At 69.1% G+C, this 22446-nt stretch carries 26 protein-coding genes; 15 read left to right on the top strand and 11 right to left on the bottom strand.

Annotated elements, in window-relative coordinates; genetic code table 11:
- Positions 1–35: 35 nt before the first annotated feature.
- A complete protein-coding gene (locus ABD808_RS29720) occupies positions 36–356 on the bottom strand; it encodes a DUF397 domain-containing protein (protein WP_344903558.1) in 321 nt (106 codons plus the stop codon).
- Positions 357–364: 8 nt separating this feature from the next.
- Positions 365–1222 carry a helix-turn-helix domain-containing protein gene (locus tag ABD808_RS29715; protein ID WP_344903459.1) on the bottom strand — a complete coding sequence of 286 codons (858 nt, stop codon included), beginning with the start codon at positions 1220–1222 and terminating at the stop codon, positions 365–367.
- A 298-nt stretch (positions 1223–1520) separates the two neighbouring features.
- Here ABD808_RS29715 and ABD808_RS29710 point away from each other — a divergent pair, with 298 nt between their 5' ends.
- The 3 genes from ABD808_RS29710 (at position 1521) to ABD808_RS29700 (ending at position 3421) form a co-directional block, all read left to right on the top strand.
- Positions 1521–1931 (top strand): ATP-binding protein, encoded by a 411-nt coding sequence (locus ABD808_RS29710; RefSeq protein ID WP_344903456.1) that lies wholly within the window; start codon positions 1521–1523, stop codon positions 1929–1931.
- Between the two features lie 64 nt (positions 1932–1995).
- Positions 1996–2787 carry an SAM-dependent methyltransferase gene (locus ABD808_RS29705; RefSeq protein WP_344903453.1) on the top strand — a complete coding sequence of 264 codons (792 nt, stop codon included), beginning with the start codon at positions 1996–1998 and terminating at the stop codon, positions 2785–2787.
- An 85-nt stretch (positions 2788–2872) separates the two neighbouring features.
- The gene (locus ABD808_RS29700; RefSeq protein WP_344903450.1) at positions 2873–3421 is read left to right on the top strand and encodes a YceI family protein; all 549 of its coding nucleotides are present in this window, start codon (positions 2873–2875) and stop codon (positions 3419–3421) included.
- Between the two features lie 65 nt (positions 3422–3486).
- Here ABD808_RS29700 and ABD808_RS29695 read toward each other — a convergent pair whose 3' ends face one another.
- On the bottom strand, positions 3487–4833 hold the full coding sequence (locus ABD808_RS29695; protein ID WP_344903447.1) for a sensor histidine kinase: 1347 nt from the start codon (positions 4831–4833) through the stop codon (positions 3487–3489).
- 158 nt (positions 4834–4991) lie between these two features.
- Between ABD808_RS29695 and ABD808_RS29690 the strand changes: the two genes are divergently transcribed.
- The 8 genes from ABD808_RS29690 (at position 4992) to ABD808_RS29655 (ending at position 11162) form a co-directional block, all read left to right on the top strand.
- Complete coding sequence (locus ABD808_RS29690; protein ID WP_344903444.1) at positions 4992–6473, top strand: glutamate-cysteine ligase family protein; 1482 nt, start codon at positions 4992–4994, stop codon at positions 6471–6473.
- Between the two features lie 64 nt (positions 6474–6537).
- Positions 6538–7233, top strand: a complete 696-nt coding sequence (locus ABD808_RS29685) for a response regulator transcription factor (RefSeq protein ID WP_344903441.1) — start codon at positions 6538–6540, stop codon at positions 7231–7233.
- Positions 7230–8291 carry a HAMP domain-containing sensor histidine kinase gene (locus tag ABD808_RS29680; RefSeq protein ID WP_344903438.1) on the top strand — a complete coding sequence of 354 codons (1062 nt, stop codon included), beginning with the start codon at positions 7230–7232 and terminating at the stop codon, positions 8289–8291. Before ABD808_RS29685 ends, ABD808_RS29680 begins: the two co-directional genes overlap by 4 nt.
- Positions 8288–9796, top strand: a complete 1509-nt coding sequence (locus ABD808_RS29675) for a DUF4153 domain-containing protein (protein ID WP_344903435.1) — start codon at positions 8288–8290, stop codon at positions 9794–9796. Before ABD808_RS29680 ends, ABD808_RS29675 begins: the two co-directional genes overlap by 4 nt.
- 70 nt (positions 9797–9866) lie before the next feature.
- Positions 9867–10226: a type II toxin-antitoxin system RelE/ParE family toxin gene (locus ABD808_RS29670; protein WP_344903432.1), complete on the top strand. Its 360-nt coding sequence runs from the start codon at positions 9867–9869 to the stop codon at positions 10224–10226.
- Positions 10227–10231: 5 nt separating this feature from the next.
- Positions 10232–10528 (top strand): helix-turn-helix domain-containing protein, encoded by a 297-nt coding sequence (locus ABD808_RS29665; protein WP_344903429.1) that lies wholly within the window; start codon positions 10232–10234, stop codon positions 10526–10528.
- Positions 10529–10617: 89 nt separating this feature from the next.
- Positions 10618–10971 carry a PRC-barrel domain-containing protein gene (locus tag ABD808_RS29660; RefSeq protein WP_344903426.1) on the top strand — a complete coding sequence of 118 codons (354 nt, stop codon included), beginning with the start codon at positions 10618–10620 and terminating at the stop codon, positions 10969–10971.
- Positions 10972–10991: 20 nt separating this feature from the next.
- Entirely contained in the window at positions 10992–11162 is a 171-nt protein-coding gene (locus tag ABD808_RS29655) for a hypothetical protein (RefSeq protein WP_344903423.1), read from the top strand.
- 2 nt (positions 11163–11164) lie between these two features.
- Here the strand turns inward: ABD808_RS29655 and ABD808_RS29650 are convergent, their stop codons facing one another.
- From ABD808_RS29650 to ABD808_RS29640, 3 genes are all read right to left on the bottom strand, one after another.
- Positions 11165–12067 carry a carbohydrate-binding protein gene (locus ABD808_RS29650; RefSeq protein ID WP_344903420.1) on the bottom strand — a complete coding sequence of 301 codons (903 nt, stop codon included), beginning with the start codon at positions 12065–12067 and terminating at the stop codon, positions 11165–11167.
- Between the two features lie 187 nt (positions 12068–12254).
- The gene (locus tag ABD808_RS29645; RefSeq protein ID WP_344903417.1) at positions 12255–12704 is read right to left on the bottom strand and encodes a hypothetical protein; all 450 of its coding nucleotides are present in this window, start codon (positions 12702–12704) and stop codon (positions 12255–12257) included.
- 25 nt (positions 12705–12729) lie between these two features.
- Positions 12730–12999 (bottom strand): hypothetical protein, encoded by a 270-nt coding sequence (locus tag ABD808_RS29640; RefSeq protein ID WP_344903414.1) that lies wholly within the window; start codon positions 12997–12999, stop codon positions 12730–12732.
- 12 nt (positions 13000–13011) lie between these two features.
- Here ABD808_RS29640 and ABD808_RS29635 point away from each other — a divergent pair, with 12 nt between their 5' ends.
- Together ABD808_RS29635 and ABD808_RS29630 are read left to right on the top strand one after the other, a co-directional pair.
- Entirely contained in the window at positions 13012–13578 is a 567-nt protein-coding gene (locus tag ABD808_RS29635; RefSeq protein WP_344903411.1) for a hypothetical protein, read from the top strand.
- 381 nt (positions 13579–13959) lie between these two features.
- Positions 13960–14694 (top strand): IclR family transcriptional regulator, encoded by a 735-nt coding sequence (locus tag ABD808_RS29630; RefSeq protein WP_425548997.1) that lies wholly within the window; start codon positions 13960–13962, stop codon positions 14692–14694.
- Positions 14695–14746: 52 nt separating this feature from the next.
- Here ABD808_RS29630 and ABD808_RS29625 read toward each other — a convergent pair whose 3' ends face one another.
- Complete coding sequence (locus ABD808_RS29625; RefSeq protein WP_344903405.1) at positions 14747–15109, bottom strand: YkvA family protein; 363 nt, start codon at positions 15107–15109, stop codon at positions 14747–14749.
- Positions 15110–15459: 350 nt separating this feature from the next.
- On the opposite strand from ABD808_RS29625, the gene ABD808_RS29620 reads away from it, so the two are divergent.
- Positions 15460–16638, top strand: coding sequence for a hypothetical protein (locus tag ABD808_RS29620; protein ID WP_344903402.1), 1179 nt, complete (start codon positions 15460–15462; stop codon positions 16636–16638).
- Here ABD808_RS29620 and ABD808_RS29615 read toward each other — a convergent pair.
- The 4 genes from ABD808_RS29615 to ABD808_RS29600 form a co-directional block, all read right to left on the bottom strand.
- Positions 16614–17228 carry a septal ring lytic transglycosylase RlpA family protein gene (locus ABD808_RS29615; RefSeq protein ID WP_344903399.1) on the bottom strand — a complete coding sequence of 205 codons (615 nt, stop codon included), beginning with the start codon at positions 17226–17228 and terminating at the stop codon, positions 16614–16616. The genes ABD808_RS29620 and ABD808_RS29615 overlap by 25 nt on opposite strands.
- A 517-nt stretch (positions 17229–17745) precedes the next feature.
- Entirely contained in the window at positions 17746–18636 is an 891-nt protein-coding gene (locus ABD808_RS29610; protein ID WP_344903396.1) for a hypothetical protein, read from the bottom strand.
- A gap of 465 nt (positions 18637–19101) precedes the next feature.
- Complete coding sequence (locus ABD808_RS29605) at positions 19102–19710, bottom strand: LURP-one-related family protein (RefSeq protein ID WP_344903393.1); 609 nt, start codon at positions 19708–19710, stop codon at positions 19102–19104.
- 49 nt (positions 19711–19759) lie between these two features.
- Positions 19760–20383, bottom strand: a complete 624-nt coding sequence (locus ABD808_RS29600; RefSeq protein WP_344903390.1) for a TetR/AcrR family transcriptional regulator — start codon at positions 20381–20383, stop codon at positions 19760–19762.
- Between the two features lie 264 nt (positions 20384–20647).
- Here ABD808_RS29600 and ABD808_RS29595 point away from each other — a divergent pair, with 264 nt between their 5' ends.
- On the top strand, positions 20648–22411 hold the full coding sequence (locus ABD808_RS29595; RefSeq protein WP_344903387.1) for a protein kinase domain-containing protein: 1764 nt from the start codon (positions 20648–20650) through the stop codon (positions 22409–22411).
- Positions 22412–22446 lie beyond the last annotated feature (35 nt).

Raw genomic sequence — 22446 nt, 5'->3', positions numbered from 1 at the left:
CGACCAGGGCTCACCACCAAACACCAGGCCAAGCGCTACGTCAGGTCGTACCGTCCGGACACGACGTCTGCGTGGAAGGTGCGCCAGGACGCGACGGTGAACGCCAGCTTCGGCCCCTCGGGGTCTTTACTGTCCCGGACCGCCGTCCCACAGCAGGCACAAGGCCCAACCTCAACGCACGCCGCATTGTTCGCGCTGCGGACACTCTTTCGCCACGCGCCAACTTCGACGCATCCTCCGTCGTTTGCGCTGTGAACGCTCTTGCGCCACGCGCCGACCTCGACGCAATGGGCGCCGCCTTCTCCGCTGTAACTGCTTTTTCGCCAGTTGACGTCCGAGAATCTCGTACTACGCATCCACACTTTCAGAGCTCCCGTCCTATCTCGTCTAGGATCCCGCGAGACTGATCAGGCCCCGCTGCTCTTGCGCGTAGCTGGTCGAAAACCCTTCCGTAGATCGCAACCTCTGGCTGGTGCTCAAGGAAGAGCCCGCCCGTTCTGTACTCGATGTAGGCGACGTCTGGATCCTCTGGGTGGGGGAATCCGAGAACGTCAAAGCCGGTTTCCATCGCCGGGTGAGCACCCGCAGTGAAGGGAAGGATCTGTAGAGTAACGAAAGCGTTTCGCGACATTTTCTTCAGGTGGTCGAGTTGCTCGCGCATCACCTCCGCACACCCGACCTGCGTCCGAAGTGCACTCTCGTGCAGAATAACCCAGATCTGCGGCGAATCCTCTCCATTGAGCATCTGCTCTTGACGCCGGACACGCACGGAGAGGAGTTGTTCCAGGTCTTTCTCTGTAGGAGGCTCCAACTTGGCTAGCGCCAAGGCGCGCATGTACTCGGGGGTTTGCAGGAGCCCCGTGATCAACTGAGGCTGGTAGGAGCGCAGCTCAGCGGCTTCTTCTTCCAGACCCAGATAGACGTCGAACCCCTTGGGGAGGATGTCGTCGAACTTGCGCCACCAGCCTCGTTTGCGGCCTTGGCGTGCGAGGGTGACCAGGGCTTCGGTTTGATCTTCGTCGAGGCCGTAGAACTTGCAGAGAGCCAGGATGTCGGTGGGTTTCGGGGCGTGGCTCGCCGCCTCGATTCTGCTCAGGGTGGCTGGGGAGATACCGGCGTACGCGGCGGCTTCCTCGCGGGGTGACTTGGCCGTGCGGCGGAGCTGGCGCATTTCGCGCGCGAGGCGACGGCGGCGAACGGTCGGGCTTGTCCGGGTTGTCATCCTGCTGCCTCCTTGCACTGGTTATCGCGAATGCGACAACAATCTTTGCGTACTCTCATCAGAACTCTGTACATCTCGATGCAACTCAGTGCACACTCGGAGCGTAGCGGCTGATGACGCGGTGTGTTCGGATCTTCTGGGGATTCGGCTTATGTCCGCGGTGGACGAGGGGACTGGCCCGATGCGATTCGGTGGACGGGCAGGCAGGCGGCTCAAAGGCAGGGGCCCGGACGGGTCGTCCGAGAGGGCGGGGCGGGTGGGGCGGGGTCGGCGGGGGTTGGGGCTGCCGCTCGACCCCGTGGGGCGGCGGGCTCTGGGCAAGGGGGCCCTTCGGCTGCCCGCTGAGGTGGAGAGCGTCTCGGTGGGGCGGCGGTGGCTGCGGGACGTCCTCGGGCGGGAGTTCGGGGACGGGCACCCAGGCGTCAGCGATGCCGTGCAGGCGTTGTCGGAGATCCTCGCCAACGCCATCCTGTATGGCGTGGGGACGTATGTGCGGGTGACCTACCTGCTCGATGGTGAGTGGGTGGAGGTCGCCGTTCGGAATGAGGGGCGGGCGGACGGGGCGTGGGTGCGTGAACGGGCCCGCGCGGCGGTGGACGACGAGAGTGGGCGCGGCCTCGAACTCGTGGAGGCGTTCTGCGAGCAGTGGGGGATCACTGCGCTGCCAGGGGAGCGGGTCAAGGTCTGGTTCAGGGTGCGGTTCTCCTGAGCCATTCGCGTGGTCATGTTTCTGCTATAGACCGGATGTGTCGCGGGGCGAGTACGCTCCGGGCATGACGGACGTTCCGGCAGGGGTGGACCCTCTTATCGCGTCCCCCGCGCGTATTTACGACTACTACCTCGGTGGGAAGGACCACTTCGAGGCGGATCGGGTCGCGGCGGAGGCGCTTCTGGCCGTGTTTCCGTATGGGCCCGTTGCGGCTCGGCAGAATCGGGGGTTTCTGGTCCGGGGTGTGCGTCATCTTGCTGAGAGCGGGGTGCGGCAGTTCCTCGATATCGGGTCTGGGTTGCCCACACAGGAGAACGTCCACCAGGTCGCGCAGCGGGTTTGGGCTGGTGCGCGGGTGGTCTACGTCGATGTCGATCCTGTGGCCGTGGTGCATTCCCGTGCGTTGCTCGCCAGGTCGTCCACCGTTGAGGCTGAAGAGGGCGATCTGCGCGATCCGGAGGCTCTGTTGGAGACCGCGCGGAGGCATCTGGACTTTGAGCGCCCGGTGGGCGTGCTGGTGGCGGCCGTGACGCACTTCGTTCCTGGCAGCGCCGATCCTTACGGGCTGGTGGCCGCACTCATGGACGCGACGGTGCGCGGGTCGCATCTGTTGCTTTCGCAGGCCACGGCGGACATGGCGTCCGAGGAGGCGCTCCACAGGGCGGAGGAGGAGTGGTCGAAGACCAGCGCGACGTTGCACACGCGTACGTACGAGGAGACTGTGCGGTTCTTCGATGGGCTTGAGCTGCTCGAACCCGGTGTCGTGCCGGTGACGGAGTGGAGGCCGCATCCGGACGAGAGCTATCCGGGAGCGGACAAGGCGCCCCTGTACGCGGGGGTCGGCCGAAAGACTTGAGCGCCGGGGTTTGACTTATGTTTGAACCCTCAACTAACCTTGGACGAGTCGTTGAAGATTCAACTCTAGCTACCAGGGGATCACCATGAGCATCGCCACCGTCGCGCCCGGGCTGACCGCGGGCACCTGGAACATCGACCCCGCGCACTCGGAGGTCACCTTCGTCATCCGACATCTGATGACGAAGGTGCGCGGCACGTTCACCGAGTTCACCGGGTCCGTGCACATCGCCGACGAGCTGGCCCAGTCCACCGCCACGGCCGAGATCAAGGTCGACTCGCTCGACACCCGCAACGCCGACCGGGACGCGCACGTCCGCACCTCCGACGTGCTCGACGTCGAGAACCACCCCACCATGACGTTCGCGGCCACCGGGGTGCGCGCCGACGGCGGCGACTACTACCTGGACGGCGACCTGACGATCAAGGGCGTCACCCGTCCGGTCAGCCTTGAGGTCGAGTTCAACGGCGTCGCCGAGGACCCCTGGGGCGGGACGCGCGCCGGGTTCTCCGCCAGCACCACGGTCAACCGCAAGGACTGGGGCATCGAGTTCAACGTGCCGCTGAAGGGCGACAAGGCCCTGCTCGGCGACAAGGTCGACCTGCTCCTGGAAGTCCAGGCCGTCCGGGCCTGAACCCCCTCGTTCGCCTGCGGTGCGCCCGCCCCGGACGGCCCCCGAAGGGGTCGGCGCATCGCAGGTCAGCGTGGCAGGGGCAGGCGGAGCACGAAGCGCGCGCCGGGCGAGTGCGGCTCGACGCGCAGTGTGCCGCCGTGCGCCTGCGCGATCTCGCGGGCGATGGCGAGGCCGAGGCCGGTGCCGCCCGCGTCGCGGCTGCGGGCCGTGTCGAGGCGGGTGAAGCGTTCGAAGACGCGTTCACGGTCGCCGGGCGCGATGCCCGCGCCGTCGTCGGTGATGGTGAGCAGCGCGTGACCGTCCTTTCTGGTCACTTCTACGGTGATGGACGAGTCCGCATACCGTTCGGCGTTGTCGAGAAGGTTGCCCAGTAGCCGGACGAGTTGCATACGCACACCGCGCACCATCACGTGCCGCGAGAAATGGGTGTTGACCTTCCGGGTGAAGGTGCGACGGCGGATTTCGTTGCCCGCCAGCTCTGCCAAGTCGATCGGTTCCTGCGCGTTTCGTCCGCCGGTTCCGATACGGGCCAGGAGGAGCAGGTCGGTGACGATCGACTCCAACCGGTCGGTGTCGCGTAGGGCGGATCCGACGACGGCGCGCAGATCGTTGTCCTCGGGATGCATGGAGGCGTCTTCGAGGTTCGCGCGAAGCCCTGCGATGGGGGTGCGCAACTCGTGGGAGGCGTCGGAGGCGAACTGCCGCTGGCGTCCGACCGCGCTTTCCAGCCGGTCCAGGGTCGCGTTGGCGGTGCGGGCGAGTTCGGCGATCTCGTCCTGTCCCGGGGGTTCGGGGACGCGGCGGCTCAGGTCGGTGGCGCTGATCTCGGCGAGCTGGGCGCGGATCGCCTCGACCGGGCCGAGGGTGCGGCCGACGACGCGCCAGGTGATCCACGCGGCGAGCAGGGCCAGGAGCAGGACGCCCGTCGCGAGCGCCATCTCCAGTAAGCCGCTGACCAGGTAGGACGGCACCCGCTCCGACGAGTACACGACCACGGAGTCGGGCGCGGTGGTGACCCGGATCGCCTCGACGACCGAGCAGCGGCGGTGCGGCCAGACGCCCCCGCACTCGATGTAGTCGCGGACGCGCACATTGCTCGACGGCCAGAGTCTGCTCACCGGGACCGTGTGCGGCGCGGCCGGAGTCGTGTTTGTGACATGTCCGCCTGGTTCCACGACCTGGATCAGGACGCGACCGCCGGTCTCGTCCGGGATCGGGCCGTCCAGGGAACCGTCGCGAACACCGCCGCTGACCTTGCGTCCCTCGACCTGTGCTCGCTTGAGGAGGTCGGCCTTGACGGTGGTGCGCACGGCGAAGTCGACGCCGGCAGCCGTCGCGCCGAGGACGAGGGCGGCGATCACGGCGGCGATGAGCGTGTCCCTGGCCCGAATGGACCGGGGGCGCATGCGCATGAAGCCCTCCCCGAGGGGAATAGCCGGATTTCGGACGAAGCACACACGCTACCCGGCGGTCACATAACGAGAACCCAAAATGACGCGCCTGGTTTTCACCTACCCGTCCCGGGACATCCCGTTTTATGACGGTTCCTCCGAAGCACAGGGACGGACACATGGGCAGGGACGTGGCTTCGGCCACCATCAGCGGCGAGGATCGGCGGCGGTACCGCGACAAGGTGCGCAGGTGCCTCGACGTGCTGGCCCGCATGCTGGGCGAATCCCAGTTCGACTTCCGGCGCCCCCATATCGGGCTGGAGGTCGAACTCAACCTGATCGACACACTCGGCGACCCTCTGATGCGCAACGCGGACGTGCTCAAGGCGATCGCCGACCCGGCCTGGGCGACGGAGCTCGGCCAGTTCAACCTGGAGATCAACATCCCGCCGCGCGAACTCGGCGGTGAGGGCACCGGCGAACTGGAGGCCGAGGTCCGCGACCATCTCGACCATGCCGACGCGCGCGCCCGCGAGGTCGGCGGACGGCTCGCCATGATCGGCATCCTGCCCACCCTGCGGCGCGCCGACATCGGCGAGGAGACCCTGTCGGCCAACGCCCGCTACAAGATGCTCAACGACCAGATCTTCGCGGCGCGCGGCGAAGAGATGCACATCGCGATCGACGGTCCCGAACCGTTGCGCATGCACGCCGACACCATTACTCCCGAAGCGGCGTGTACCAGCGTCCAGTTCCACCTCCAGGTCAGCCCCGACCAGTTCGGCGCCTACTGGAACGCCGCGCAGGCCGTGTCCGCCGCGCAGGTCGCGATGGGCGCCAACTCGCCGTTCCTGTTCGGGCACCAGCTCTGGCACGAAACCCGCATCACGCTGTTCGAGCAGGCCACCGACACCCGTCCGGACGAGTTGAAGGCGCAGGGCGTCCGGCCGCGCGTCTGGTTCGGCGAACGCTGGATCACGTCCGTCTTCGACCTGTTCGAGGAGAACACCCGCTACTTCCCCGCGCTGCTCCCCCTCTGCGAGGACGAGGACCCGCTCGCCGTCCTGGAGGACGGCGGCATCCCCGAACTCGGCGAACTGACCCTCCACAACGGGACGATCTACCGCTGGAACCGTCCCATCTACGCGGTCGTCAAGGGCCGCCCCCATCTGCGTGTCGAGAACCGTGTCCTGCCCGGCGGGCCGTCCGTCGCCGACGTCGTCGCCAACGGCGCGTTCTATTACGGCGTCGTGCGCATGCTCGCCGAAGACGAGCGTCCCGTCTGGACGCGCATGTCCTTCGCCACGGCGGAGGAGAACCTGCACCGAGCCGCCCGCCATGGCCTCGACTCCACCCTGTACTGGCCCGGCATGGGCGAGGTGCCCGCTCCCGAACTCATTCTTCGCAAGCTCCTGCCGCTCGCCCACCAGGGACTGGAGCTGTGGGGCGTCGACCCCGCCCGCCGCGACCGGCTGCTCGGGATCATCGAGCGGCGCTGCGTCACCGGCCAGACCGGCGCCGCCTGGCAGATCAACACCGTCGAGGCCATCGAGGACTCCACCGGCGTCCCCCGGCACGAGGCGCTGCGCATGATGATCCGCTCCTACGTCGAGCGCATGAGCGACAACACGCCCGTCCACACCTGGCCGATCGGCCCCTGACCTTCACACATCCTCCACATCTTCCGCTCGTCGCACACATATCCGGCTTCTAGAGTCGGGTCCCGTGACCGGGAACGAGACACGGCTCCTCGTCGTCGAGGACGAGCCGACGATCGCGCGCGCCGTGGCCGACCGCCTGGCCGCCGAGGGATTCGCCGTCGAGATCGCCGCCGACGGCCCCTCGGCGGTCGCCCGCGCCCGCGCGTGGGCGCCGCACCTGATCGTGCTGGACGTGATGCTGCCCGGATTCGACGGGCTTGAGGTCTGTCGCCGGGTGCAGGCGGAACGTCCCGTCCCGGTGCTGATGCTGACCGCCCGCGACGACGAGACGGACATGCTCGTCGGGCTCGGCGTCGGCGCCGACGACTACGTGACGAAGCCGTTCAGCATGCGCGAACTCGTGGCCCGCGTGCGCGCGGTGCTGCGCCGCGTCGAGCGACCTCGCGCCGTTCCTCCCGAGCCGGACGCGGCGGCGGTGCGGGTCGGTCCGGTCGAAGTCGATCAGCGGGCTCGGCGGGTTCTGTTGGAGGGACGCGAGGTGCATCTCACGCCGACCGAGTTCGACCTTCTCGCTTGCCTGTTGCGTAACCGGGGCGTCGTGTTGACCCGCGCCGTCCTGCTCGAACAGGTGTGGGACTGGGCGGACGCCTCCGGCACGCGGGTCGTGGACAGTCACGTCAAAGCACTACGCCGCAAGCTCGGGCAAGGGTTGATTCGCACCGTCCATGGTGTCGGCTACAGCTGGGATACAGCGTCATGACCGCCGTCGACCGTGGCTTTGTCCACAGGCTGTGGACAAAGCTTCCCCGACCGCTCGACCCACTGCGCTCCATCAAGGTGAAGTTCGGTGTCGTGGTGGTGGTGACCGCGTGCGTCGCCATCCTGATCGTCCTGTGGGGATACCCGCTGGGGTTCCGGGCCAGACAGACGTTGCCGGTCGGCGTGCTCATATCCCTGGTCGTGATCCAGTTGCTCGCGCACGGCATGACGGCGCCGCTGCGGGAGATGACGGCGGCGGCGCGGGCGATGGCGCGCGGCGACTACAGCCGCCGGGTGCGGGCCACGTCGCGGGACGAGGTCGGCGAGCTGGCGCAGGCGTTCAACCGGATGGCCGCCGACCTCGCCGAGGTGGACCGGCAGCGCCGCGAGTTCGTCGCGAACGTGTCACACGAGCTGCGCACCCCGATCAGCGCGCTGCGGGCCGTCCTGGAGAACGTCGCGGACGGCGTCACGCCCGTGACACCCGACGTCCTCGAAACAGCGCTCGACCAGACCGAACGGCTCGGACGACTCGTCACGCAGCTCCTCGACCTGTCCCGGGTGGAGGCTGGCGCGGCCGCCCTGAACGTCACCGACATCGACGTGGCCGCGTTCGTCGACGACGTCACGACGGAGGCCGCCGCCGGGCGTCCCGACGCCGTGTTCAGAACGGACGTCACGCCCGGCCTGCGCGCCGCCGCCGACCGCGACCGCCTCCACCAGATCGTCGCGAACCTGCTCGACAACGCCGCCCGGCACAGCCCGGACGGCAGGCCCGTCACCGTCACCGCGCGCCCGGGGAACGCACCCGGCGGGCTGGTCATCGAGGTCGCCGACGAGGGGCCCGGCATCCCGCCGGAAGAACGCGTCCGCGTCTTCGAGCGGTTCTCCCGGGGGTCCGGCTCCGCGGCCGGGACGCCGGGCGGCGGCACCGGGCTCGGCCTCGCCATCGCGAGCTGGGCGACCGACCTGCACGGCGGCGACATCACCGTCCTGGACACCCCGAGCGGCTGCCGCATCCGCGTCATGATCCCCCCGAACACCGGAGAATCCGCATGACGAGCCCACCCCAGGCCCTGCTGACCCGTCCGCCGACCAAACTGGAACGGGCGATCACGAGCTGGAAACGTCCCGCACGACCGATGGCGTCGGCCCTCGCGGCGGACACGCTCGTCGCCGGAGCGGTCGGCGCGGTCACGATGGGGCCCGCGTTGCACAGCGAGCGTCTCGGCGTGGGCGCCTTCATCGCCGCCGCCGCCGTCGCCTACGTGTCGGCTGTTTCGGCGTGGTCGGCGAAACGCCTCAACCGCACCTGGGCCGCGTTCGTGCTGCTCGCCCTCTGCCTGGCCGCGACGGTTTCGATCCGGGACGCGGTGTGGGTCGTCGTCCCCGCCCTCCTCCTCGCCGTGCCCATCGGATCGTACGCCGCGTCGGGCGGACGTTCCTGGGTTGAGGTCCTCGGGGGCGGGGTCGCGATCGTCCCGGCGACCGGCCTCATGCTGCCGTGGGCCGGACGCGGCGCACACCGCGCGCTCTTGTCCGGGCGCCGCAACACGTGGCCGATCATCCGCACGACCCTGATCGCAACCGCGCTCCTCGCCGTCTTCGGCGGCCTCTTCATAGGCGCGGACGCCGCGTTCGGCAGCCTCGCCGCAGGACTCACCCCCGAAGTGTCGCCGAACACCGCGATCCAGTACGGAGTCCCAGGCGTCGCGACCCTTCTACTAGCGTCCAGCGCGGCCTTCCTTGGCGAGGCGCCCCCTCCACTCCACATACTCACCCCCGAACCAGCGAAACCCGCCGGACGCTGGTCTTGGGCCGTGCCCATCGCCGCGCTCGACCTACTGTTCCTGGTGTTCTGCGCCATCCAGGCAGGCGTGTTCCTCGCCGACGACAAGGACGAACTACTCCGATCCACCGGCCTCACCTACGCCGAGTACGCGCGGCAGGGCTTCTTCCAACTCGTCGTGGTGACGCTCCTCGTCCTCGCGGTCATCGCGGGCGCCACCCGTTACGCGCCGTCCGCCACCCGCCGCGACCGCGTCACCGTCCGCGCCCTCCTCGGCCTGCTCTGCGCGCTGACCCTCGTCGTCGTGGCCGTCGCGCTCCGCCGCCTCTACCTCTACGAGCAGACCTTCGGCTGGACGCGCCTTCGCCTGTGGGTGCACGCCTTCGAACTGTGGCTCGGGGCCGTGATCGTCCTCGTCGCGATCGCGGGCGTCGTGAAGGGCCGCGTCCCCTGGCTCCCCCGCACGGTCGCGGCGAGCGGCGCGGCGGCGATGCTCGTCCTGGCGTCGATCAACCCGGACGGCTTCATCGCCGACCGCAACGTCGACCGCTTCAACGACACCGGCAAGATCGACATCGTCTACCTCAACGGCCTGTCCGCCGACGCCGTCCCCGCCCTGAACCGCCTCCCCGAACCCCAACGCTCCTGCGCCCTCCGCACCCTGGCCCGCACCCTGGACGCCGACGACCCGTCCCTGACCACCAACCTCTCCCGCACAAGAGCCCGAAAAATCCTAAAAAACAACCCCACCACCCCCCCAACCCCCTGCCTCTGACCCCCGGCCCCTGGCCCCCGCCGCCCGGTACCCGCCCCTGATAGCATGCGATGCATATAGCGTTCGATGCATGGGGCTGTATGAGGTCGAGATCGGGCCCGAGGTTCGCGATTGGCTGGACAAGCTCACCGATCGCGAATTCGGCCGTGTCGAGGAGTTCGTCGGGATTCTCGCAGAGAGCGCCGAGACGCTGGGAGAGCCGTGGTCACGGCATCTCGGTGACGGTTTACGAGAGCTCCGGATCCATCTTCATCCGCACCAGGTGCGCATCACGTACTGGCTCGCGTCAGGTCGCCGGATCATTCTCCTCACGGTCTTCAACAAGACTCAGGACCGCGAGATCGCTCAGGTAGAACGAGCGAGACGCGCACGGAAGGCGTGCGAAGCAGCACACGGCCATGCACAGGGCGACTACCTCAGGGAGGCGTGAGAACGGTGGCACAGCAGCACAGCCCGCACAGCCGGTGGGTGCTTGGGGCGGGTCGCGACAGCGCGGAGGTCCAGGCCGGACGCGAGGAGGCGCGACTGGCCTTCGAACTCGGCAACGCGGTGCGGGAACGTCGTCTGGCGCTCGGTCTGTCGCAGACGGAACTCGCCAAGAAGGCCGGAATGACCCAGCCCGCGTTGTCGCGGCTGGAGTCGGGCGGCCCCACCCCGACCATCGGAGTGCTGGAGCGGCTCGCGCACGCTCTCGGAGCCAAGCTGACCGTGAAGTTCACCGACGCCGCCTGAGCGAACAGACCCGTGATGGGCCGCGGGTCGCGGTTCAACCCGTGCGGCAGAGGAGGCATGGGTTCTGTGAGGTGGGTAGGTGGTGTTGCATGTTCCAGGTCGACGACATAAGGGAGTGGCGGGGTCACTCCGTGATCGACGCGTCGGGAAGCAAGGTCGGCGAGATGGAGGCCGTCTACGTCGACACCGGGACGGACCAGCCGGCCTTCATCACCGTGAGGGTCGGGGTGCCGACACGGCACCGGCTCGTGTTCGCGCCGCTCGCCGGGGCGACGGTGGGGCCGGGGCATGTGCGGGTCGCCTACGCGAAGAGACAGGTGAAGAACGCCCCGTCGATCGACGTCGACGGGGAGCTCTACGCCGGTAGCGAGCAGGCGGTGTTCGCCCACTACGACATGCCGTACGAGGCCGCCCCAGACGAACGCCTGCTGGCGCGCCGCTAGCCGTCTTGGAGGGAGACCTCGTGGCTCTGTTCCTGTTCCTCCTCCTGGTGGCGGTCGCGCTGGGCATCGTCGGCGTCGTCGTCAACGGGCTGTTCTATCTGCTGATCATCGGCGTGGTGCTGTTCCTCGTCGATCTGGTGCTGAGCGGGGTGCGGCTGGGGCACCGGCGCGGGTCCCGTCCGGCGCGCTGACCCTACTGGTGGACGATCCAGTGGTCGTTCTCACCGGCGCGCTCGAACTTCAGCGTCGGGCAGAGGTAGTCGTTCGGGTTCGGCTCGGCGGTCGGCTGCCACGGTGAGTCGGACGGGCCCGCCGGACGCCACGCGCCGTTCTGGCGGAGCTGGATGGAGCTCGACTCGAACACCACGCTCTTCGCCTCCGAGCAGTAGTAGGCGTTGCCGGTGCTCGGGTCGGTGGACGCGTAGATCTCGAAGAGGTCCCAGCCGTAGTTCAGCTGGCTCTGGTCACTGCCGGACTGGCTGTAGAACAGTTCCCAGGCCTTTGTCTTCTGGTTGTAGAGGTACGCGCCCCATTCGTTGGTGGCGGCGTCCGTCTGGACGAGTTGGACGCTGTACGCCTGGTGCTCGTTCACCGTCGTGGTGTAGGTCTCCATGAACGAGTCGTCCATTTGGAGTTGCTTCGCGGGCCCGGTGCTTCCGCACCAGTCCCAGGCCCAGATCTCGTTTCCCATCACCTGGGAATAGGCGGTCGTGACCTCCATGCAGGACCCGGCGGCCTTGATGGTCGGCGTGTAGGTGAAGTCCTCCTCGGACGACACCTGGTAGCTCGGGTCGACGCTCTGCGTGGCCATGAACCCGTCGTGCGTCCCGGCGGCGGGTTCGATGCCCCAGAACTGGTGGACGTCGTCACGCTTGACCCGGGCACGGTTCAGCTCACGGAAACGCTCGACCGCCTTCGCGTTGCGCGCGTTGGGCGTGAAGTTCTGCGCACCGGCGACCACCCCGCGTTTCGGGGCGTTCGGGCTTGGCGACACGGTCCCCGTCGACGGATCGGTGGCCGCCGCGGCGGCGGCACCGGTCGAGACGAATGTGGACGCGATGAGCACGGCGCAGGCGAGCAGGCTTCGACGCTGCATCACACGACTCCTTGCGGCATGGGAGGGCGGGGGCTGTAGGCATGCGCGCTGGCCACGCCCCCGCAATGGGAGCCCCCATGCCGTCCACAAGAATCTCGACGCTTTCCCGTTTAAGTCAACGAACCATTTTTCACAGCCCTTTCAAGGGTGCTCGAAAATTCATTCGGCCACTGTGATGGAACGGACATCAGCCCTGTGTCCGGCCGTCGTCCTCCGACGTGGTGCGGTCGAGGGCGATCCGGCGCCGCCACAGGCCGAAGCACGCGGCGCACCAGAGCAGGGTGATCTCGGCGACGAGCGCGACGCCGATGACGACGGCCCAGTCCGTGTTGTCGCCCTCGTCCAGGCCGGTGGGCGACATCAGCGTCAGCTGGCTCTCACCGGCGGCGGCCTGCGGCCCTCCGGGCGCGTTCAACGGCGGCAGGACGACCGGGCTCGGCTTCGGGGCCGGTGGCAGGTCGGGCTGCGCCAGTTCCGGGACGGTCTGTTCCACACCCGGCCCGTAGGCCTCGATGCCCGAGCCCGCGCTCCCATCGGGGTATGCCCGTGGCTTCACCTCGTGGGCGTCCAGGCATTCCTTGCCGCGTTTGCAGACGGGCTTTGGCGATTTGCCGTGCGTGCCGGGCTTTTTGGTCACCTTGGGCTTGCCAACCACAGCCGGATTAGGCCCACGGGGCGTGCTGGACGGTGTCGTGTCCGTGTTCGGCACCACCGCGTTGGGTTCTGGCGCGCTCGACCCGCTTGACGCGCTCGACTCGGTTGGAGTGGTCGACGACGTGTTTGGCGTGGTCGACGTGGTCGGGCCCTGGGGGCCCGAGGTGGTGGGTTGGGCCGTTGGGGACTTCGGTGCTGGACGAGGTGCCGCCGAAGATGGCTCCGGAGAAGGAGTCGTTGGGGACGGCGTCCGCGTGGAAGGGCTCGTTGTCTGGCATGGGTTCGCGCTCGTGTTCGTCGCGGTGGTCTCGCAGGCCGGGCTCGGCGTGCGGTTCGGCGACGGCAGCGCGGCAGGCGGTGTCGTCGTCGCGGTAAGCGGTGTCGTCGCGGCCTGGCAGGGCGCGGTGTTCGCGCAGGGTTCCTCGTGCGCGCTCGTCGGTTTCGGTTTCGTGTTGTGGGGTTTGCGTGTTGGGCAGGGCTTGCCGTTGCATGGACGAACGCTTCTTGTGTGCGTGAGGACGGGCTTGTCGCGTCCGGGCACGGTGGTCTGTGTGCCGCTGGAGAAGCCGATGACCCCTCGGATCGTCCGGGAAGGGGTGTTCGTGGCGTCCGCTCTGGCGACGACGTCCAGCTTCTCCTTCGACGAACCCGTGACCACGGAACCCGGGACTCGGATGGTCGCCCCTCGCGCGACCGCCGTCTTGCCGATGTCGCCCAGGTCGCAGCGCAGCTGGTTGTCGGAATCCGCTTGCACGCACCTGGACGAATGCTTCATCCAGGTCAGCGGACGCTCGACGGTGAGCCGCAGTACCGCGTCTCTGGCGGTCCCCCCTTCGGCACGCACGCGCACCGTGTAGGTCAGCGCGTAGTCGGAACCCGTCGCCCTGCTGCCGTCGGCAGTCATGTCCATGAGTAACCGGACGTGCGGTGGGCTTCCGTCCGGGAACGCCGCCGCGCTCGGACCCGCGAGCATCAGCGACGGTACGGTCAGTGCTCCGCTTACCGCGATCGCACACCAGTGAGTCGTTCGGCGCTCCATTCGCACCCGTCCCCCTGACCTTTGCCTTGTCCGTGTGGCTGCCAGGGGGGCGACGACGTAGCGCCGGGCAATGACAGTTATTGCCAGTTGATGCCCATCAGTAACGTCCATCACACGGACCGTGTTCTTCCAGAGCGAAATCGACTCTCCGTAGACTCGGGCGTGTTCCGAGCGAGAGGAGACGCGGGTGGCGGAGGCGGTGCGGTCGCTGGAGCGTGCGTTCGACCTGCTCGAACATCTTGCGGACGCGGGGGGCGAGATGGCGCTGTCCGAGCTGACGGAGGTCTCCGGACTGCCGATGCCGACGATCTACCGGCTGATGCGGACGCTGGTGAACAAGGGCTACGTGCGCCAGGAGCCGTCGAAGCGGTACGCGCTCGGGCCGCGGCTCGTCCGGCTCGGTGAGGGCGCGGGCCGTCTGCTGGGCACGTGGGTGCGGCCGGTACTGGCCCGTCTGGTTGACGAGGTCGGCGAGACCGCCAACATGGCCGTGCTGGAGGGCGACGAGGCCGTGTACGTGGCGCAGGTGCCGTCCAAGCACTCCATGCGGATGTTCACCGAAGTGGGACGGCGCGTCCAACCCCACTGCACGGGCGTCGGCAAGGCGCTCCTGTCTCAACTGCCCGACGAAAGGGTCCGCGAGATCGTCGCACGGACGGGGATGGAGCCGCACACTCCCAAAACCCTCACCGACGTGGATGCTCTCCTGTCCGAGCTGGAGCGGATCCGCCAGCAGGGTTACGCCCTGGACGACGAAGAGCAGGAGATCGGTGTGCGCTGCGTGGCCGTGCCGCTGAAGGGGTCTCCGGCACTGACCGCGATCTCTGTGTCGGGACCGTCCGGACGCATGACGCGCGAAGCCGTCCCGAACGTCGTGCCCATCATGCTGGCCGCCGCCGAAGGCTTCGCCAAGGAACTGAGCCCAAGCGCATGAAGGCGAGACCCTGTCGGAGGGTCTCGCCTTCAGTGAACCTGGTCGGTAGAGGTCAGTCGACGGGTTCGCCCACCAGGACGGTCGGTCGTCCACCGCGCTCCCAGGTGACGAAGTCGCCCGCCGCCTTGACGAGGACGGCGAGCATCCAGAGAGCCAGCCCGGTGTCGTCGACGATGCCCACCACGGGGATCACGTCGGGAATGGCGTCGATCGGGGAGATGATGTAGACGACGCCCAGGGCGAGCAGCCCGAGCGTCCCGTAGGACATGCCCTTGTACTGCCCCCGCAGCACCGACTTCAGCATCCGGGGAACGGCGCGGACGCGCTCCCAGAGCCCCGGCGCATCGGGTTGCAGGGTCTCGGCGTAGATCTGCCAGGCCTGACCTGCGGCGGCCGTACTGCGCTTCCTGTTCACGTGCACTCCTCGGAGGGAACGTTCAGCGGGCGCGCCCCCGCGGCGCCCACGATCACTACGACGCCACCGGTGCCGGAAATGTTCCCCAAGACCGCTTGCGAAGTTCGTGACACGCGCGCCACACCCGTCACGGCACCGGAACGATCGCGGAACCATCTGGGGAGCAGCACACTCGAATTATTCGATATGGAGTTACCTCAGGTGAGTTCTTCGTCACTCTCGCGGGCAACGTGCGGCGATTCGCGGTGTGTTGCCCGGCGTCCGCTGAAAGCATGGAGGCGCGGCAGGTGCCTCCTCCCCCGGCACGACCGGCATCGCCCGTCGAGCATCGCAGGAGCTGAAGTACCGACATGAGCGGCGACCACCATTCGACCCATCCCGTCTCGACCCATCTCATTCATGGCACCGCGGCGGGCGACCCGTACGTCGCGCTGCCACCGACCGCCGTCGACGCGACCGCGACGGCGCCGACCCGGCTGATCCTGGCCTGGCCCGGATTCGATCCGCCGCGCACGGCGAGCGCGCTCGCCGCGGCCATCCCGATGACGGGCGTGCCGGTGTGGCGCGTCTACCTCGACCTGCCCGCCGCCGCCTCGCCGGGCGGGCTCGGTTCGAGCGCCATCCTGGAGACCGAGGCCATCGAGGCGTACTGCGCGGCGGTCGAGAACGCCGTGGAGCGCCTCCCAGCCGCCCTGGCCGACATCCGCCGCGACCTCGGGCTCCCGGACGGGCCCGTCGCGCTGGCGGGCTTCAGCGCGGGCGGCGCCGCCGCGATGCTGGCGGCGGCGCGGAACGTGGTGCCGGTGACGGCCCTCGCCCTGATCGCGCCCGTCGTCGCGCCGTCGCGGGTCGCGCGCGCGGTGGAGAAGCTGTCCGGCCTGGACCGTGCCTGGGCCGACCACGCCGCCACCCTCGCCGACCGTCTCGACCTCGGCGCCCTCGCCGGTGACCTCGCCGGACGGGACGTGGCGACGCTCCTCATCAGCGGCAGCAAGGACCGGGTCGTCCCCGCCCGGGAGATCACGTCACTGCGCGACCTGCTGCGGCGCCACGACACGGGGTCCGTCCAGGCCACGACGTTCCGGATGGGGCACGCGCTGGCCGCCGAGCCGGGCACCGAGGCCCGCCCGCCGATCACCGAGGCCGTCCGCGTGGACGGCGCCCTCACCGACTGGTTCCGCGACCGCCTCGCGCGGTCGGCGCCCGTCCCGGCCGAGGAGCCCCTTCCCCCCGAGGCCCTGCCCATCGAGAACCCGCCCATCGAGAACGGGCCCATCGAAAGCCTGCCCACCGAGAGCCTGCCCACGGACGCCTACCCGACCGGGTTCGCGGGTGGCTCTCCCGTCGAGACGCAGACGGACGGCGCGCGGCCCGTGGGCGGCGACGGCGCCTGGTCCAACGGCGCGGAGGCGTCGCTGGAGGAGCCGGGCGACCATGCCGACGGCGACGCCCGTCCGGCGGACATGGTTCGGTGCCCACCGGACGGTACGGACGAACTCGTGGATCAGCGGCGCGACAGAACCTGGTAGCGGACGGAGATCACACCCGACCCGACCCCGCCGACCTTCTTCATCGCCGCCGTGGACAGGTCCAGGCAGCGGCCGCCCGCGTACGGGCCGCGGTCGTTGATGCGGACGATGACCGAGCGACCGTTGCTCTTGTTCGTGACGCGGACCTTGGTGCCCATCGGCAGCGTCTTGTGCGCGGCGGTCAGCGCGCTCGGGTCGAACGGCTCGCCGCTCGCGGTCATCTGCCCCTCCCCGTAGAAGGATGCCTGGCAGGAACCCGAGTCAACGACCTTGTAGTCACTCTTCTTCTTGGGTGGGGCCACATGACCCGCGCTGGTGTCTGACTTCCTCTTGCGAGGCTTCGACTTCTTGGGTGACGGGTCCGCCGAACGTGGTTGGCCACGTTCGGCGCGGGTCGGTTCGGGTCGCGGGCCGTCCCGCAGCGGTGTCGTGGTCCGCGGTTCCGCCTGCGCGGCCGAGGCCGGTTTCGCGGGCGCGCCGCCGTCGACGAAGACGAAGGCCCCCACCGCGAGTACGGCGGCGGCCGCGCCGGAGACGATCAGGATGGTGCGAAGGCGCGCTCGTAGAAGACGCCTGAAAGGGCTACCCACAGAGGAGTCCTTTGTTAGGGGACAGGACCCCGGACGTCCGGTGTGGTCGCGGCGTGGTCAGGCGGCGTCGTCCGCCCCTGTGACCCCCACCGCCCGCGGGCTCGTTGGCCCGCCTCCGCGCCGCTGCTCACGGCGCTCCCGCTTCATCGCGGTGCCGGCGTCCGGCAGGTGCGGCGCGGGAATGGCATCTTCACTTTTGATCTCTAAGACGCCGCACAAGTCCTTGACCGTACGGTGTGTCCCCTGTGAAACGCGCCCCAGACCCCTAGATTGTGGGGTTTGTCACCCCACATTTTGCCCTTTGCAGCTGATCAACTCCAGACGGTAACCGGGTTAGTAGATCAACTTTACTCCCCATGGAAGGGGTGATCTCGGGCATATAACAAGTGCTCAGGGCACATGGAACGGGGCGTTCCGCGAAGATCATCCGCATCGTGTGCGGTCGCGGAACGCCCCGTGCTCCTGCCGGGGGATCGACCCCCCGATCCCCCGGGAACGGCTTGTTTTCGGCGGGTTCTCAGCCGACTCCCGGCACCTTGGCGAGGCTCGTCACCTGGTCGAGTCCACCGCCGGTCTGGTTGACCGTGTCGTTCGTCTGGCCGAGCACGTCGTTCGGCGGCGCGGGGTGCGCGTGCCGTCCGGCGGGCGGGAAGAGCACCTGGCCGACCGGCACCCCGGCGGGCTTCGCGCCGGCCAGCGTGGACGGGACGTTTCCAACATTGGGCGACTGGCCGGACGTCCGGGCGCCGCCCAGGGTGGACGTGACGTCCCCGACCTGGCCATTCTGCGCCGCGTTGCCGAGCACGGACGGGACGTCCGGCAGCGGCGAGCTGACCGGGACGGTGGCGCCTCGGGCGTTCGGCCCGGCACTCCGCATGCCGGGGAGCGCGCCAAGCTTGCTTCCGCGCACCGTTTTGCTGACCTTGCCGACATCCTTGAGAATCGTCTGCGGAACCTTCGTCGCGGCGCCCGCCGGGGCGGGGAGCGGGTCCGTCCGCGACCGGCGTTGGGCGGCGAGGCAGTCGCCCTTGGGGAGCTTGGCCGGGGCGCCCTTGCCGAGGGAGGGCAGCGCGGCGTCCGGAAGGCCCACCCCCGTGTGCTGCTTGACCGACTTGCCCGGCTTCAGCTTGCAGTGCCGTTCGTTCGCCGAGCGTAGGCCGGACGAGGAAGGCGCGGCGAGAAAGACCTGGTCGGCGGTGGTCGTGGCCAGTTCGGCCGTCCGTCCCGCGCCCCCGACGACCGGTTCCGGGACGGCCTGGGTGACGGGCGAAGCCGCGGCGGCGGTCTCGTAGAGCAGCGCCGTGGACGGACCGACCTCGGCGTAGGCCGGTGCGGTCGCGACGGCCAGCGCCGTGACGGTCGGTGCGAGGACGGCGACGCTCAGCAGCCTTCTGGCGGATCGATTCATTCTTCCCCCCGGGGTTTTTCGGATTGATCCTGCACGTGGTGCGCGCCCGCGCGACGTGAAATCCGGCGCACCGTCGAGCGGGGACGTTAGTACAGACCGCGGACGCGCATGGGGAATTAGCGAATGAATTGGTAAAACGCAGATAGATCTACGTGATGATGATCAGCCGGAGGGCCGGACGGCGGTGGGCGGTTACTCGGCGCCCGCACCTTGTCGCCCCAAAGACCCACGTCCCGAACGCATGGGACGGTCCGGCTGAAAAGCAGCGATTGATAGAGCTGGTACATGTCGGAGTTGTCGACGAACTCCATGCATTTCTCGACGGGAAGGCCGAGCCGCTCGTACAGCTTCGCCCAGATGTCGCAGCCGGCGTGGTGTAAAGGTCATAGGAACTCACGTGAACCCTCCGGCGCCCATGCGAGACAGAGCAAGGGCCGCAATCGCGGCCCTTGCGAGGAGGTTACGTCAGCGGGATTGGAGGGCGTCCAGGCCGACGGCCTGCGCGATGATCAGGCGGCGGTCCAGGCGCGGATCCTTGATGTCGACGACGTAGCGGTCGCGAAATCCGAATTTCTTGTCGACGGAGAAGGCGACCTGGTCACCGGCGTAGAAGTCGAAGTGGTACGGCCATGCGAACGGCAGGGAATCCACGTAGGGAATGAACTGCCAGGCGCGGCGCAGGACCGCCACGGCCTTGTTGCGCTCGCTGCCGGTCGTGACGCCGAGCCCCGGCTGCTCCAGGTGCCAGGTGGACGCGAGAAGCGACTTCCTGAAGTCCTTGCGGAAGACGCCGATCGGCTGCCCGTTCGCGTCCGTGACGTCGTAGGCGGAGGCGAGGTCGATGCGCTTGCGGGCCTTGAACCCGAGGATCGGACGGGTCTTGGTGTCGTCGGCGTACAGGGTGACCTGTTCCTTGAAGGCGAGGCGCTTCTGCTGCGCGAACGCGAGCAGTTCACCCTCCTCGCCGCCGGGGCCCTCGGCGTGCACCTCGTATTGGTTCACCATCAGGCGGATCCGCTGCCGGATCAGCAGCCGGTTCTGCGCCTGGAGCCGTTCTTCGTCCAGCGAACTCACCCGTTCCGTAGCGTTCTGCGGGAGTCTGCCACAGATGACGGGAATGAGGTCAGGACTCCTCAATGTGGGCGGCCAGATACCCGTGGATCAGTCGTTCCGCCTCGGCGACGATGACCGGATCTCCGTCCGGGTCGCTGCGGAACGCCATCTTCAGGACGGCGTCGGCGGCCTCCACCGCGATGGCGAGCGCGGTGGCGAGCCGGGGGGTGTCCTCGACGCCGAACGTCTCGAAGATCATCCGGCGGAGCCGGCCCGCGACCACCGCGTTGTTGTCGGCGTCGGAGTCGAGCAGGTGGACGTCGGCGACGTCGCCGAACCGCAGCACGCGAAAGCCGGGCACGGTGCGGTGCATCGTCACGAAGATCTCGATGATCGCGCCGACGGGCTCGGACCAGTCGCCGAAGCCGCCCTCTGCCAGCCGCGTGGACACGCGGTCGCCGAACTCCTCCAGGTTGCGGAGTGCGAGGGCCTGCGCGACGGCGCGCTTGTCGGGGAAGAACTGGTACACCGAGCCGATCGCCACGTCGGCACGCTGCGCGATGCGCGTCGTGGTCAGGCCGTCGTAGCCGTCCTCGTCGAGGATGTCGGCACAGGCGTCGAGCATCCGCTGGACACGTTCGACGCTGCGGCGCTGTGCGGGGCGGCGGCGCAGGGGGGTCCGGGTCTCGCTCACCCCCCCATTGTCACCCGAAGGCGACGGCTTCGGGCATGGCGAACGCGACGGTGGACACCCCGAAGCCACGGGATTCTTCCGTGCGCAGCACGTCACCGCCCGTTTCCGGATCTGGCCAGGAAACTCTGACACGTGCCCCGGATGGGCCCGGCACCTGGGCGTCGGCGGATAGCCTGCTCTCTCCGCTTGCGTCGCGAAGGACCTTAGATGCCCGACTCTCGTCCACTTCGTCCGAATGATCCCCGTGAGGTGGGCGGGTTCCGGTTGACGGCCAGAATCGGCGAGGGCGCCCAGGGCAGCGTCTTCCTCGGCGAGTCCGGCACCGGCCGGCGGGTCGCGGTGAAGCTGCTGCACGCCGACGTCGGCAACGACGAGCGGGCCCGCACCCTCTTCGACCGCGAGCTGGCCGCCGCCCGGCGCGTCGCCCCGTTCTGCACGGCGCGCATCCTCGCCGCGGAGGCGGACGACGACGTCCCGTACATCGTCAGCGAGTACATCGACGGGCCGTCGCTGCGCGAGCGGATCTCGGGGCAGGGCGTGCCGTCCGGCGACGAGCTGGTCAGGCTCGCCATCGGCACCGCCACCGCGCTCGCCGCGATCCACGAGGCGGGCGTCGTCCACCGCGACTTCAAACCCGCCAACGTGCTGCTCGGCGCGGACGGACCGAAGGTCATCGACTTCGGCATCGCCCGGCCGCTCGACGCCACCGCCGCCACCATGACCGGCGCCGTCGGCACCCCCGCCTACATGGCGCCGGAGCAGGTGGCGGGCGCTGTCGGGGGCCCTCCCCTGGACATGTTCGCGTGGGGGTGCACGGTGGCGTTCGCGGCGAACGGCGTCCCGCCCTTCGGGAACGACTCCGTCCCGGCCATCATGCAGCGGGTCCTGCACGCCGAACCGGATCTCGGCGCGCTGACCGGCGATCTGCGCGACCTCGTCGCGGCGTGCCTGGCCAAGGACGCGGCGGCGCGGCCGACCGCGCTCCAGGTGTTGCAGCGGCTGCTCGGCACCGGGCCCGGCGCGACCCTGACCGCGACCGACGGGACGTACCTCCTCGCGGAGGGCACCTCGGCGGCCGCGGCGCCGCCCGCCACGGTGCCGTCCCCCCAGGGGCCTCCGACGCCGCCGCCGAACCTGCCTCCGCCCGGCTCCGGGCCCGGGTTCGGCGGGCAGCCGCCCGGCTCGCTCTGGCCGAGTGGGCCGCCCCTCGCGCCCGCCCCGCCCGGCGCCCCGTTCATCCCGCCGGGGTATCCCCAGCAGACATTTCCCCAGCAGACAGGGCCTTCGGCGCCTGGACGGCGGAACGGACGCCCGCTGGCGATCGTCGGCGCCGCGGCGGCGGTGCTGCTGGTCGCGGGCGGGGTCGGCGCCGCCATCCTGCTGCGGGACGACAAGGATCCAAGCGGTGGAGCGAGCGGGGCCCGGTCGACCGCGCCCAACAATGCCGCCGCGACTGATGGCGCAACCGGTGCGAGTACGAAGACCTGCGCCTACGCGGACGCGACCACCCCGAGCGTCAAGGACGTGGGGAAACCCCCGTCCCAGATAACCGGGACGCTGCCGACGCGGGCCACCATCAAGACCAACCTCGGCACGCTGCAAGTGGAACTGGACGCCGCCAAGGCGCCGTGCACCGTGAACTCGCTCGCGTTCCTCGCGGGCAAGAAGTACTACGACCAGACCTCGTGCCACCGGCTCTCGACCGCCGCGAGCCTCAAAGTGCTCCAGTGCGGTGACCCGTCGGGCACGGGGACGGGCGGGCCGTCCTACCGGGTCCCCGACGAGAACCTGGCCGGTGCGCGCTACACCAGGGGAGTGGTCGCGATGGCCAACTCCGGACCGAACACCAATGGCAGCCAGTTCTTCATCGTCTACGCGGACTCCACCATCCCCGCCGACTACACGCCGTTCGGACGAGTCACGTCCGGCATGGAGTTCGTGGACGGTGTCGCCGCGGCGGGCGCGGATCCGGCGGGCGACGGCAAACCGAAGAAGGCCGTCACCATCACCGAGCTGCGCACCGCCTGACCCGTCGCCATCAGCCCCAGGCCGCCCGGCGGGGC

The organism is Actinomadura meridiana (genome assembly GCF_039537545.1).
Lineage (GTDB): Bacteria > Actinomycetota > Actinomycetes > Streptosporangiales > Streptosporangiaceae > Spirillospora > Spirillospora meridiana.
The sequence above is the reverse complement of the archived record's forward strand: the minus strand, read 5'-3'. Positions and strand labels throughout refer to the sequence as shown.

Excerpts from the sequence above, each read along its gene's own strand:
- ABD808_RS29700 (WP_344903450.1), top strand. The coding sequence starts at position 2,873 with ATGAGCATCGCCACCGTCGCGCCCGGGCTGACCGCGGGCACCTGGAAC.
- ABD808_RS29650 (WP_344903420.1), bottom strand. The coding sequence starts at position 12,067 with ATGCAGCGTCGAAGCCTGCTCGCCTGCGCCGTGCTCATCGCGTCCACA.
- ABD808_RS29695 (WP_344903447.1), bottom strand. The coding sequence starts at position 4,833 with ATGCGCATGCGCCCCCGGTCCATTCGGGCCAGGGACACGCTCATCGCC.
- ABD808_RS29620 (WP_344903402.1), top strand. The coding sequence starts at position 15,460 with ATGAGCGGCGACCACCATTCGACCCATCCCGTCTCGACCCATCTCATT.
- ABD808_RS29675 (WP_344903435.1), top strand. The coding sequence starts at position 8,288 with ATGACGAGCCCACCCCAGGCCCTGCTGACCCGTCCGCCGACCAAACTG.
- ABD808_RS29690 (WP_344903444.1), top strand. The coding sequence starts at position 4,992 with ATGGGCAGGGACGTGGCTTCGGCCACCATCAGCGGCGAGGATCGGCGG.
- ABD808_RS29680 (WP_344903438.1), top strand. The coding sequence starts at position 7,230 with ATGACCGCCGTCGACCGTGGCTTTGTCCACAGGCTGTGGACAAAGCTT.
- ABD808_RS29705 (WP_344903453.1), top strand. The coding sequence starts at position 1,996 with ATGACGGACGTTCCGGCAGGGGTGGACCCTCTTATCGCGTCCCCCGCG.
- ABD808_RS29720 (WP_344903558.1), bottom strand. The coding sequence starts at position 356 with ATGCGTAGTACGAGATTCTCGGACGTCAACTGGCGAAAAAGCAGTTAC.
- ABD808_RS29640 (WP_344903414.1), bottom strand. The coding sequence starts at position 12,999 with ATGCCAGACAACGAGCCCTTCCACGCGGACGCCGTCCCCAACGACTCC.
- ABD808_RS29715 (WP_344903459.1), bottom strand. The coding sequence starts at position 1,222 with ATGACAACCCGGACAAGCCCGACCGTTCGCCGCCGTCGCCTCGCGCGC.
- ABD808_RS29670 (WP_344903432.1), top strand. The coding sequence starts at position 9,867 with ATGGGGCTGTATGAGGTCGAGATCGGGCCCGAGGTTCGCGATTGGCTG.
- ABD808_RS29610 (WP_344903396.1), bottom strand. The coding sequence starts at position 18,636 with ATGAATCGATCCGCCAGAAGGCTGCTGAGCGTCGCCGTCCTCGCACCG.
- ABD808_RS29660 (WP_344903426.1), top strand. The coding sequence starts at position 10,618 with ATGTTCCAGGTCGACGACATAAGGGAGTGGCGGGGTCACTCCGTGATC.